This is a genomic window from Calditrichota bacterium (genome assembly GCA_013112635.1).
Classification (GTDB): domain Bacteria; phylum Calditrichota; class Calditrichia; order Calditrichales; family J004; genus JABFGF01.
On record JABFGF010000002.1, the window covers coordinates 597683 to 611602 of the forward strand.

Sequence of the window (13920 nt, forward strand, 5' to 3'; positions counted from 1 at the left end):
AGAACTACAATCCTGGAAGGTTTTTTATTTTTTACTGGCTTATAATTATTTTACAAGCATCATTTTGCGTGAAAGACTTTTATCTCCCGCCTGTAGAACTGCAAAGTAAATCCCCGAGCCTACAAATTCTCCCTGCTGATTTCGGCCATTCCACATTGCGCTTCTAAAACCGGATCGTTGACGTGTGTTAACCAGAGTTTTAATTTTCCGGCCAAGGACATCATAAATTATTAAGCGTACTTTGCTATCTTTAGCCAGCGTATAATCAATGGTTGTTTCCGGATTAAATGGATTTGGATAATTTTGATGAAGCGCCAGTGTTTGTGGCAGCACTTCCGGGTTTTCTTCAATTCCCGAAACATTGTGTGTTTGAATTACAAACATACTATCCGGCCCGGGCCAATCTGTTAATGGGCTTAGATTGGTATTAAGTTCCGAAGCAGGAATTGCCCCACCGGCAATCAAATCATAAAAATGATAATCTCCACCAATATGATCCTCAAACCCAATCATTGCGCCAATATCTCCACCGGCAAAAGTACCCGCTTTAACTGGACCATAATGGTATTCAATCTTACCATCTTCTTCATAAAGACGAACCTGAAAATTTACACGGGTTGATGTTTCTTCGCTCCAATAACCCCGCAGGCTTTTATATTGAATTGCAAAAACTCTATTTGGAGAGCTTCCTAAAACCTTATAACTGATTCGTCCACCTTTACTTCCGGTGTCTGTATTTAAATCTTCCCACCAAGGTCCTAAAACTTTACTTGGGCGGCTTGTTGAGGCAAGGGAGCCATTTTGATTTGCTCCAATCTGGCCAATTTGAGCGGCTGTCGATAATCCTCTTTCACTGCCATCACTGCCTGTTCCGAGTTCTACCCATCCATTTGAACTAATTTGCACCTTATCATATTCATAACCATCATATTTGAATTTAAAAGGAAGATTAACTTTTGCCTGCACATCATCACCTTGTGGTAATTCAGTCGGATCGGATAACTCCGTGTAAACCATGTGTTTCTTTTCATAAACAGATTTTGAAATTAATGTGGATTCAATTACCACAATATCCTGTACTGTCGTTTTTTCCGGTGTTATATAATGGATAGCATAGTTTCCGGTCTCTGTAGGTTGAAAAGATTGCTCAAATTCAAAGGGATTTTTAGCATTTGGGCCAATACAGCAAACCGTTTCATGTCCGATATAAACTTCTTCTTCATTACTATCAAATACTTGAATTGTAATTACTACAGAATCTGTAAATTCAGCATTACCAAAATTACTAACAGAGCCACCAAAATTGATTGTTGCTCCTTCAAGAATTGTACTTGCAACTGAATTAAACGAGTAAACTAAAAGCACACTCGGCTTATAGGCTAAAGGTCTTTGCCATGCACCATTCCCATGAGTGGCAACCCTAAGTTTACGATTCGCTTTAGAAATATTTAAATCCATTGCGATTACAGCTTCTGGCAATCCTTTGGAAAACATTTGCCAGGAATCGCCTCCGTCTTTAGAAATATAAACGCCCAAGTCGTTACCAACATAAACATGCTGAGAGTTTTGTGGATCTACAACCACTGAGAGAGTTGGAACATCCGGTAAGGATCCTGTTTTGTTTTGCCAGGTAAGTCCGCCGTCTTCCGTTTTAAAAACATGGCCTGTACCAAAACCACTAAAAACTATATAAGCTATATCCTGATTGTTTGGATCAATAAATATGTCAGATGGATAACGATCTGGTAGAGTTGAGGTAATGTCTTCCCAGGTTGTGCCGCCGTTTGTTGTTCGATAGACATGTGCTCTTGTAACGGTTGGTGCTGTTGCAGCAATAACAAAATCATCATTTTGGGCAGAGATAGCTATAGAAAGAAATGAGTTGCCATCAAAAGATGAACCATTATCTGTTGCACTCCACAATTCAGCTGCATTGGTTGTTTTAAAAATAGTTTGTCTGCCGGCATATAATACATCCGGATTGGTTTCTGAAATTGCATAGGGTGCTATAAAAGCCGCGCCACCGGTATTAATTCCATTTGTTGCTGAGATAAAACTCTGACCTCTGTTTGTAGATTTTTGAATATTTCCTCTTTGCCAGGATCCATAAATAGTATTGTCATCCAGGGCATTCATCGCAGTCCAACTGCCATCGCCGCCTATAACCCGAACCCAATCTTTACTGCCGTAGGTAATAACTGTATTGTTATCCTGAAGTCCGCCAATGGCCAGAGTAGAATCTTGGTGTGAGCTGGAGAAGCCGCCGTAAAATTGTGATGTAATCAGTCCGTACCCAATATTGGAATAGTTCGAACCAAAATCCGTACTACGGTAAACACCACCGTCATTGGCAATATATAATGTACCCGGATTTTTCGGATCGTGTGCATAATTGTGATGATCAACGTGAGGCCCGCTAATTTGGGTTATACTGTTTCCACCATTTTCTGACTTATAGATTTGAACACCAGCATGAACAACTTGGTTACTGTCTTCCGGATGAACCGCTACCCAATGGGCAAAAAAGCCCTGATAGGTTTGAACATCAATAACATCCGAATTATATTTCTGAACCCATGTTGTACCAAAATCTTCGGTTTTAAATAATCCCTGTCCAGTTAAACTATCCGCAACTGAAGCAAAAATTGTATTTGGATTGGATGCATATGCATCAATAAGTGTCTTACCAGAAAAATCAGGCGCATTCTGCAGTTTGTCCCATGTAGCACCGGCATCTAAACTTCGGTATAAACCGGTACCCGGGCTTCCCAGGTTTCCACAGGAAATAAGCACTTTTGATGTATCCTCTGTATGGATAACAATATCTTCAACCATCAGGTTCTCGAAAACCAAGTCCCAGTCTTCTCCGCCATTAACACTTTTATAAACACCCTCTGATGTGCCGGCATAAATGCTTTGCGGATTTTGTGGATTTATTTCCAAAACCTGAACGCCTTTTTGTTGAGCAGTAGTCCAGTCAAGACTTTTTTTCCAGGTTTTTCCACCATCTTCAGATTTTAAAATCCCAATGCCGTATGTTCCGCGTGTGGTCCGGATAACTAACCCACCTATTGATTTATTATATCCATAAACCTCGCCAGTACCGATATAAACATTATTTGTATCTACCGGATCAATCGCAATTGCCATAACCCCAAGAACAGGAAATCCTGTTGTAATTCTGTGCCAGCCAGTACCGTTAACAGCATCGTAGGTACGCCAAAGTCCACCACTGGCAGATCCTGCATAAAGAGTCTTTTCGTCAACCGGGTTCACAGCCAGGCTAATCATTCGTCCCGGAACATTATCCGGGCCCATATTCTTCCATTCTGCCAATGAATCATCCACACTTAGCCCAGATTTATTTAGTTGAAGTTTTGATTTTGCAAAGCCCTCGTACATTGCTTTTTGGGAAATGTCTTTTTCAGGATATGCACGGGATGCTGTCCAGAATTTTAAGGCTTTATAAGCACCGGAAATTCTTGGTTGTTCTTTCTTTTGCGTTAAATAAAACGTGAAGCCTGCCATTAATATTAATACAAAGAATATGATTTTCTTAGACATAGTTCCCCCGATATAGTTTTAGAATTTGAGGTTCGAATAAATAGAATATAAAATAAATAAAAAGTATCAAAAGTCCTTATAGAAATTAGCTAAATGAACAATTTTTATTTAAACCGTTGCTAAGGCTTGTTAAGCTGAGTTTTATCCCGGTTGTTTCTGTTTTTAAAAATAGATACCTTTTTGAGAACCGATATTAAATAAACTTATTTAAAATGAACAAATCTACTACCCTAAAACCTGATGACTATCTTGTGCCTAAATCAAAACATCAGCATGAAATAAAAGTTAAAGGATCTCGTTTTTTATGCACTGTTATTCCATGTGCTTCAAAAAAGGAAGCTGAAGAGGAATACGCTGCAATCAAAAAAAAATATTACGATGCGACCCATAATTGTTTTGCCTGGCGCATAAATCAGGAAGAGTTTCGCTACTCGGATGATGGTGAACCTTCCGGAACTGCCGGAAAACCAATTTTACAGGCAATTGATGGAAAAGAGTTGAAAGAAGTTTTATGTATAGTTACGCGCTATTATGGTGGAACAAAACTTGGAACCGGCGGATTGATACGTGCTTATGGCGATAGTACAGTGCAAGCATTGACAAATACTCCAATTAAAATAAAAACCCATTGGGCAGAAGTTAATATCGAATTTGATTATACATTTGAAAATTTGATACGGCGAACACTTGCAGAATTTAATGGCAAAATTGAAGACTCTGATTATAGTGAGATCGTGAAAATGAGGCTGGCTCTGCCTCAAAGTGTATGTGATTCTTTCAAATCCAAAATATTAGAAACAACAAACTCCCAGATTAATATTTCATGATTTTGGACATTTTTCTTGATAATTCGGACAAATGTCTTATATTGTGGTGTGGATGAAATGGAGCAAAAAAATGTACCAATCCGAAAAGCACGATTTTGAAAGTATTTCCGATCTAATCGTGGAATACAGCCCAAGTATAAAAAGCAATATCGCCATTGCGCTGGAGGCAAATAAAGGCATAGATGCACATACATTTTTTGATATTGTAAAATTGTCCGGCTACTCCAAAGATGAAATGGCCCAGGTTTTTAGTACATCTGTAAAAACGTTTTCCCGGTACGAGAAAGAAAATAAAAAATTAGGCCCTTTGCGTAGTGAGCTTATCTTAAAAATTATGGCCCTTTTCAAAAAGGGCATTGAGGTTTTTGGCAGCCTTGATAGTTTTAAATCCTGGCTTGGTAAACCTGCTTTTGGTCTTGGTAATAACACTCCGTTTTCGTTAATCCATACCTCAACCGGTATTGACTTGGTTCATGATGAACTGGTTCGCATCGAGTTTGGAGATTTGGCTTAATACCAGAATATGCTTCTTTCCAAATGGATAGCATTTTAACACAGAGGTCGCAGAGAGCACAGAGAAAAGAAAAATTAGAATTAATATCAGATATAATCTTCACAAACTATGGGTATAGATTTTTTAACCTAAACTATGATAGTTTACCGCATCACTCTTGAAAAATGGTCAACAAGTTTACAGGCATCCGGCTTCCCGGCCAGATGGAATTCCAAAGGTAATTTTGTGATTTACACATCAGCGTCTAAAGCATTGGCCTGTTTAGAGAATATTGTCCATAGAAGCGGGGAGGGGTTAAATAAATTATTTAAAGTTATGAAAATTGAAATTCCTGAAAATCTTCCGGTTGAAAAAGTTGATGAATCCGGCTTACCGGATGCATGGCAGGAGTTTACAAATCTTCCTTTTACACAAGAGATTGGCGATGCGTGGATAAGTCAAAAATCTTCAGTCGTTCTTGAAGTACCATCTGTAATTATTCCCGGGGAATTCAATTATATAATAAACCAAAATCATCAAAATTTTAAAGATATTAAACTGTTACAGGTTGATGATTTTATTTTTGATTCGCGATTAAATCCTGTAAAATAATTAAAATTTTTTTACTGTACGGTTGTGCATATAAGCGATTTGTTTTTTATATTACGCAATCATTTTTATTAACGATTAAATGGAAAGTTTTAATGTCAAAAGCAACATATACTGAAGACAATATTCGTTCACTGGACTGGAAAGAACACATCCGATTGCGCCCAGGCATGTATATAGGCAAGCTTGGTGATGGCTCCGCCCAGGATGACGGAATTTACGTTCTGGTAAAAGAGATCATCGATAACTCAATTGATGAACATGTAATGGGTTTTGGCAAAACAATTGATCTGCGCGTTTCAGAACATAATGTAAAAGTTCGTGATTATGGCCGCGGAATTCCCTTGGGGAAAGTTTTTGATTGTGTCGCTAAAATGAACACCGGTGGAAAATATGATAGCGAGGCTTTTCAAAAGTCAGTTGGATTGAATGGTGTTGGTACAAAAGCTGTAAACGCCCTTTCAAATTATTTTAAAGTCCAGGCCGTTCGTGATGGCAAAATGAAAGTTATCGAATTTTGCAAAGGTGAGGTTACAAAAGACCATAAAATTGAATTGACCAACCAACGCAATGGTACGCAGATTGAGTTTAAACCGGATGACTCTGTTTTTAAACATTTTCACTTTATTCCGGATTATCTTGAAAATCAGCTTTGGAATTATGCCTACCTGAATGCCGGATTAACCATAAATTTTAATGGTCAAAAATTTCATTCTGAAAATGGCTTATTGGATTTGCTTACCCGCAAAAGCGATCCAGAATCATTACGCTATGATGTCATTCATTCCAAAAGCAAAGATATTGAATTTGCGCTAACCCATGGTAGCCAATATGGCGAAGAATATTATTCTTTTGTAAATGGTCAACACACAACACAGGGCGGGACACATCTTGCCGCTTTCCGTGAAGCAATTGTAAAAACTGTTCGTGAGTTTTATAAAAAAGATTTTGATGCAACAGATATTAGAGCTTCAGTTATAGGAGCAATTAGTGTGCGCATTCAGGAGCCGGTTTTTGAGTCGCAAACCAAAACAAAACTTGGCTCTTTAAATATTGCTCCGGAAGGCCAGACAATTCGCGGCTTTGTAAATGAATTCATAAAAAAAGAACTTGATGATTACCTGCATAAACATCCTGATACAGCAGAAAAATTATTAAAACGAATTCAACAGTCAGAACGCGAAAGAAAAGAAATTGCCGGTATCAAAAAGCTGGCCAATCAGCGCGCCAAAAAAGCAAATCTGCACAATAAAAAATTACGAGATTGCCGAATTCATTATCAGGATGCAAAAAAAGATCAGCGTTACGATTCCACACTTTTTATAACTGAAGGTGACTCTGCAAGTGGGTCTATTACCAAAGCGCGAAAAGTTGAAACCCAGGCAGTTTTTAGTTTGCGTGGCAAGCCATTAAACAGCTTCGGGCTTACCAAAAAAATTGTTTATGAAAATGAAGAGTTTAACCTTTTACAGCATGCACTAAATATTGAAGATGGCCTGGATGGCCTGCGCTATAATAACGTGGTTATTGCCACCGATGCCGATGTTGACGGAATGCATATCCGTCTTTTACTGATGACATTTTTTCTTCAGTTTTTCCCCGATCTTGTACGAAACGGGCATGTCTATATTTTGGATACACCACTATTTCGTGTTCGAAATAAAAAAGAAACAATTTATTGCTACGATGACTCAGAAAGACTGAATGCCATTGAAAAGCTTGGAAAAAATGCAGAGATAACCCGTTTTAAAGGATTAGGCGAAATCTCCCCGCACGAATTTGAAGGGTTTATCGGGGATGATATCCGGCTTGATCCATTAGTGCTTCAGGAAAAAACATCCATAAAAAAATTGCTCGGATATTTTATGGGCAAAAACACTCCTGAACGGCAAAAATTTATTATTCGAAACTTAAAAGTAGAAAAGGATTTGGCTGAAGAACTGGTTTAAATCTGTAATAAAAGAATTTAGAAATATAGAAAGAATGTTTTACCTATGTCTGAAGAAATAATGAATGAAAATGGTGAAGACCAGGAACTGCAACAAACAGTCCATGTTAAGGAAATGTACAGCGACTGGTTTTTGGAGTATGCCTCTTATGTGATTTTGGAACGTGCAGTCCCCGGAATTCTGGATGGATTAAAACCAGTACAACGGCGCATTCTGCATTCCATGAAACAAATGGATGATGGACGCTTTAACAAAGCCGCAAATGTAATTGGCCATACAATGCAGTATCATCCGCATGGTGATGCGGCCATTGGCGATGCATTGGTAAATATCGGCCAGAAAGATTTAATGATTGAAACGCAGGGCAACTGGGGTGATATCCGCACGGGAGACTCGGCTGCTGCACCACGATATATTGAAGCCCGTCTGTCCAAGTTTGCACTGGAAGTAGCATTTTATGAAAAAACGACTGAGTGGCAAAAGTCTTATGATGGCCGTAAAAACGAGCCGGTAAACTTGCCGATGAAATTCCCTCTGCTTTTGGCACATGGCACAGAAGGAATTGCTGTTGGCCTGGCCACAAAAATAATGCCCCACAATTTTGTTGAGCTGCTGGAAGCCTCAATTAAAATTCTACAAAAAGAAGACATCTCAATCTTCCCGGATTTTCCCACCGGCGGAATGGCTGATTTTTCCAATTATAATGAAGGTCTTAAGGGCGGCAAAATTCGCGTTCGTGCCAAGATTGAAACTGTTGATAAAAAAACACTGATTATCCGCGATATTCCATTTGCAACTACAACAACCAGCGTAATGGAATCGATTGTTAAAGCCAATGACAATGGCAAAATTAAAATTAAAAAGGTTGTAGATAATACGGCAAAGCATGTTGAAATACTGATAGAGCTGCCGGCTGCGACATCACCTGATGTTACGATTGATGCGCTTTATGCTTTCACCGATTGTGAAATTTCGATTTCGCCAAATGCCTGCATAATTATTGATGAAAAACCTGTTTTCATGGGTGTCAATGACATTTTACTGGCTTCAACAAAAAATACAGTGCGTTTATTAAAACGCGAGCTGGAAATTAAGCTGGGTGAACTGAATGAAAAATGGCACTTTTCTTCTCTTGAAAAAATCTTTATTGAAGAACGAATTTACCGCGATATCGAGGAATGTGAAACCTGGGAAGCGGTGATAGAAGCAATCGATAAAGGCCTTGACCCTTTTAAAGAATTACTGTTTAGGGAAGTTACAGAAGATGATATTGTTCGCCTTACTGAAATAAAGATAAAGCGAATCTCAAAATTTGATTCTTTTAAAGCCGACGAAGCAATCAAAAATCTGGAAGGCGAAATTAAACAGGTAAAAAGCAATCTGCGCAACCTTACCCAATACGCTATTCGGTATTTTGAAATGCTTATCCAAAAATATGGCAAAGGCCGTGAACGTAAAACAGAAATCCGCAATTTTGAAAACATCCAGGTGCGCCGGGTTGCCGTGGCAAATCAAAAACTATACGTCAACCGTGCTGATGGATTTGTTGGAACCGGACTGCGCAAGGACGAATATATTGGTGATTGCTCGGATATTGATGACGTTATCGCCTTCAAGTCAGACGGAACATTCATCGTTACGAGAGTGGCAGATAAAACATTTGCCGGTAAAGATATAATCCATGCAAGCGTTTGGAAAAAAGGTGACGAACGCATGGTTTATAATATGATTTATCGTGACGGAAAAGATGGTCGGACTTATGCAAAACGTTTTTCGGTAACTGCCATTACACGCGATAAACAAAATGACCTGACCAAAGGGACAAAAGACTCCAAGGTTTTTTATTTTACCGCAAATCCAAATAGTGAATCGGAAGTTGTTACCGTTTCCCTTAATCCGCGATGCAGCGCACGCCAAAAATCTTTTGATTTCGATTTTGATTCGCTGGCCATTAAAGGCCGTGGATCTCAGGGCAATATTATCACCAAATATCCCGTCCGTAAAATTGCGCATAAGGAAGCAGGGCAATCTACACTTGGTGGATTGGAAATCTGGTACGATGAAACTGTAGGCCGTTTAAACAATGATTCACGCGGATCATTTGTTGGCAGTTTTGAAGGCGATGAACGGATTTTGGTACTCTATAAAAATGGTTCGCTGGAATTGACGACATTTGATTTAAGCAATCATTATGAACATGAAAAAATTGAAACCATCGTTAAATTCAATCCGGAGATTGTGATAACGGCTGTTCATTATGACGCGGACGTCCAGAACTTTTATGTGAAACGATTTAAAGTAGAATCGGAAGTTGTTGGCCGGGTTACACAGTTTACTGCTGAAAGCAAAGGTAGTTTTGCTGCCATTATTTCCACAGATGATACCCCAAAAGCAGATTATAAATATCTGTTTGGAAAACAAAAAGATAGGCGTAGCGGCATTTTGGAATTAAAAACCCTCGTTGATGTAAAAGGCTGGAAATCACGCGGCAACCGTTTAAGTACTTACCAGGTAATTGATGTAAAACCACATAAACCTGATGGCCCGGAAATAATTATCGCCCAGGAAGACCAAAAAGATTTGTTTGAGTAATAAAAAATTGTCATTCTGAGCATAGTGCACGGAGCGAAGAATCCCATTCCTTACCTGGCTAATTTACTTTTTAACAGCGCCTTTACATAACCGCAAAACTGTTGTATTTTTATCTGTCTAACCAACCTTTATTACATAACCTAAAACGAGGTATACTATGGCCGATATACCCACTGTTTTTAAAAAACGCTTAAAAGAAGCTCAAGAGAAAAACCTCAAATCGCTGGATCTAAGCCGGTTTTGGAATGGATCATTTTATGAAGAACTTAGCGAGTTGCCAGGACCTGTATTTGAGTTAAAACAGCTTGAAGAGTTAAAACTTAACAATAATACCATTAAAGTACTCCCGCCTGATATAAAAAAACTTTCTCATTTAGAGCTAATTGATTTGAGAGGAAACCCATTAAAAGATATCCCTGAAATTAAGGGTTTATTTGTTGATTTTCACGTCTTTAAAAAATGCGAAATAAAAAAGGAAAATATTTATGGCCTTAAGCTGAAGAAAGAAGATAAAGCCGATCTAAAAAATTTTACAAACCTGCAATCGCTCTATTTAAGTTATAACAAAATCAGCGACATCTCTTTTTTAAAAGGGCTGTCAAACCTGCAATCGCTCGATTTAAGTTCTAACAAAATCAGCGACTACTCTTTTTTAAAAGGGCTGTCAAACCTGCAATCGCTCTATTTAAGTTATAACAAAATCAGCGACATCTCTTTTTTAAAAGGGCTGTCAAACCTGCAATCGCTCTATTTAAGTTCTAACAAAATCAGCGACATCTCTTTTTTAAAAGGGCTGTCACCTGCAATCGCTCGATTTAGAGAAAAATAAAGTTAGCACTCTTCCAGAATGGATTATTGAAAGAAACCTGGAAATACAAATAGAACATGAATTCGCTACTGGTTGCATTAATTTATTTGGAAATCCGATAGAGAAGCCACCGCTGGAGGTGGTGAAACAAGGCAACGAGGCAATACACGCTTATTTTGAATCTTTTAAACACCAACAACAACAGCTGCTGAATGAATGTAAAATTATTTTGATTGGTGATGGCAGTGCTGGCAAAACATCTCTGGTCAAATGCCTGATGGAGGATAAATTTAATCCCAATGAGCCACAGACGCATGGTATCCGTATTCGTGATTGGAAGATAAATAATATTTCCGTTCATTTTTGGGATTTTGGTGGCCAAGATATAATGCATGCCTCACACACATTTTTCCTTAGTAAACGTTCCCTTTATCTTCTTGTTTTAGACGGCCGCAAAGATGAGAAAACAGAGTATTGGTTAAAACACATTCAAACCTTTGGCGGAAACGCCCCGGTAATTATCGTTCTTAATAAGGCTGACGAAAATCCAGCTTTTGATTTGGAACGCAAAAGTTTAAAAAGGAAATATCCAAACATTGAAGATTTTGTGCGCTTTTCCTGCTCAACCGGAGAGGGCAAAAGAAATCTTGAATTATTGTTAAAAAAATGTTTGCCTCAACTGGAGCTTGTTAATACACCTTTTGCCCAAAGCTGGTTTAACATAAAAAACAAGCTGCGCGACATGAAGGACGATTTTATAAGCTATGATGACTATTTGAAACTCTGCCATGATGAAGGGATTAAAAGTGAAGAAGCCCGGAAAACCTTGATCACTTTTTTAGACAACCTGGGTATTATAGTTCACTATCCAGAGATGGGTTTAGAAGACACGCATGTACTAAATCCACGCTGGTTGACAAATGCTGTTTATAAAATAATTAATTCAAAAAAAGTGTCCCAAAAAGCAGGCGTATTGGATTTAAATGATTTAAGTGAAATTTTAAAACCGCAAAAAGACGAAGAAAACCCCTATCATTATCCTAAAAATAAGCATGATTATATTATTAATATCATGAAAAAGTTTGAGATATGTTTTCCGCTGGATGTGAGAACTGTTTTAATTCCCGATTTGCTTTGTAAAGACGAACCGGATTTTACTTTTGACAAAGATGAAAACCTGCAATTCATTTTTCAATACGACTTTTTACCTAAGTCGGTATTTCCACGCTTTATGGTACAAATGCAAAATGACATTGAAAGTAATTTATATTGGCGTAGTGGAGTTGTTTTAATGGATTCTGACTTAGGTACGCGGGCCGTAATAAGATGCGATGATACAGAAAAGCAAATTTATATTTCTGTTATAGGTGAACAAAAACGTGATTACTTTGCTTATCTTCGCAAAGCTTTCAGGATCATCAATGACAGTTTCGAAATCCCAATAGTCGATGAACTGATCCCGCTTCCTGATAATCCCGACTTCACTGTAAGTTATGAAGAATTAATTGGTCTCGAACGGATGAGAGAAACTCATATTGCAATTGGGAAATTAGAGCAGAGATATAGTATTTCAAAATTGTTGGATGGTATTGAAAAACCGGATGAGCGTAAAATGATTATTAATGAAATCTTAAAAGCTAAGGAGATTAATATGCCGATTGATAACCGCTCTCAAGTTGAAATAAAAGATAGTTTTATACAAAAACAAAGTTCTAGACAAAGTCAAAAAGTCAGCCAAAAAAATAAAAATGTAATCACTATAAATGAAATACAGGGTTTGTTTAAAAACATAAAAGAAGATTTAATTGATGAGGCTGATATTTCATTGGCTGATGAAAAAGACAAACACCGATTAACGAAGGAGTTAGAACATATAGAAAAAGCATTTGAAGATGCATCAGATGCGGTTGATAAGGAACAGAGTATTAAACCGGAATCAAAAAATAGAATTGAGACTTTTGTAAAATCACTAGAAAATACTGAATCACGGATCGGTAAAGTCTACGGACTGCTTGAAAAAGGAAAAGAATATGGGCAAAAGTTTTATGAACTGTATAATAAAATTGCTCCGGTTGTCGGTTTAGCTAGTTTAACATTATAAGTCCCACATCTCATAGTCTAAACGGAACCACTTTCATATTATTTGGTTTGAAACAATTTCTTTTCTTAGCCCGAATATAGTGTTATTAAAATACTTTCCCCAAGGAGGTTTGGAAATGAAAATTAGTTCTTTACAAAAACCATCTTCTAATAAACTACATTATTCAATTCTTATCACTCTTGGATTACTAACAACCAGTTTTACAAACAGCCAGACCCAAAAAGTATTGACTGAAAACGTTGTTAAAAATCCATCAGAGGCCATTTTTGTCTACCAGGATATTGAAAATTTTGTTGATGCTCAACAAGCTATTGCATCGGGGAAAGACACAAGCGAGGCCCTAAAATCAAGATATCTCGATAAAGCATCACCCGGCTTAAAAATGTTTATCAGCAAATACGATTTGACCATTGAGCGTTTAAGGCGTGCAATAAAAAACTATTCTGATGATTATTCAAATGTTGCAGAAAAATTAACTGCATTGAAAAACCACGAAGCAAGTTACAAAGAATATTATGCTAAAATAAAAAATGTGGTTCCAAATGCAGTTTTTCCACCAACCTACTTTGTAATTGCAGGGCATCGGGGAATTGGATCTGGTTCAACAGAAGGCCCTTTAATCTCAATAGAAAAAAAGACCATTAAATCTATAAAGGAAATGCAAGGCACGCTTGTTCATGAAATGATACACATGCAGCAACTGGCTGCAACTGGCGAAGCATATTTTGCAATATTTTCCGGTAAAGAACGAACATTGTTGGCAACCTCTATTCGTGAAGGCGGAGCCACTTATATGGCCGAACTTATTGCCGGCGGGAGTAAACATAAAAATTTAGCACGCGATTATTATCTGGCAAATGAAAATAAATTTTGGGAAAAATTCAGTAAAAGCATTATGGCCGTCACCGATTATCCAGGTTTCCTGAAACTAAGCCGATACGCGGAAAAGTTTATCCAAAAAACAGATTGACATTTTG

The 13920-nt window shown here is 37.8% G+C and carries 9 protein-coding genes; 8 read left to right on the forward strand and 1 reads right to left on the reverse strand.

Annotation, left to right across the window (positions count from 1 at the left end; genetic code table 11):
* Positions 1-45: 45 nt before the first annotated feature.
* Entirely contained in the window at positions 46-3564 is a 3519-nt protein-coding gene (locus HND50_07730) for a T9SS type A sorting domain-containing protein (protein ID NOG45104.1), read from the reverse strand.
* A gap of 212 nt (positions 3565-3776) precedes the next feature.
* Here HND50_07730 and HND50_07735 point away from each other — a divergent pair, with 212 nt between their 5' ends.
* The 8 genes from HND50_07735 (at position 3777) to HND50_07770 (ending at position 13913) form a co-directional block, all read left to right on the forward strand.
* Positions 3777-4391, forward strand: coding sequence for a YigZ family protein (locus HND50_07735; protein NOG45105.1), 615 nt, complete (start codon positions 3777-3779; stop codon positions 4389-4391).
* Between the two features lie 70 nt (positions 4392-4461).
* Positions 4462-4905: a DUF2384 domain-containing protein gene (locus HND50_07740; GenBank protein ID NOG45106.1), complete on the forward strand. Its 444-nt coding sequence runs from the start codon at positions 4462-4464 to the stop codon at positions 4903-4905.
* 135 nt (positions 4906-5040) lie between these two features.
* Positions 5041-5496, forward strand: coding sequence for an RES family NAD+ phosphorylase (locus HND50_07745; GenBank protein ID NOG45107.1), 456 nt, complete (start codon positions 5041-5043; stop codon positions 5494-5496).
* A gap of 92 nt (positions 5497-5588) precedes the next feature.
* A complete protein-coding gene (locus HND50_07750; protein NOG45108.1) occupies positions 5589-7442 on the forward strand; it encodes a type IIA DNA topoisomerase subunit B in 1854 nt (617 codons plus the stop codon).
* A gap of 45 nt (positions 7443-7487) precedes the next feature.
* Entirely contained in the window at positions 7488-10034 is a 2547-nt protein-coding gene (locus HND50_07755) for a DNA gyrase/topoisomerase IV subunit A (protein NOG45109.1), read from the forward strand.
* Positions 10035-10368: 334 nt separating this feature from the next.
* Positions 10369-10863 (forward strand): hypothetical protein, encoded by a 495-nt coding sequence (locus tag HND50_07760; GenBank protein ID NOG45110.1) that lies wholly within the window; start codon positions 10369-10371, stop codon positions 10861-10863.
* A 121-nt stretch (positions 10864-10984) separates the two neighbouring features.
* A complete protein-coding gene (locus HND50_07765) occupies positions 10985-12943 on the forward strand; it encodes a hypothetical protein (protein NOG45111.1) in 1959 nt (652 codons plus the stop codon).
* A gap of 115 nt (positions 12944-13058) precedes the next feature.
* Entirely contained in the window at positions 13059-13913 is an 855-nt protein-coding gene (locus HND50_07770; GenBank protein ID NOG45112.1) for a hypothetical protein, read from the forward strand.
* Positions 13914-13920 lie beyond the last annotated feature (7 nt).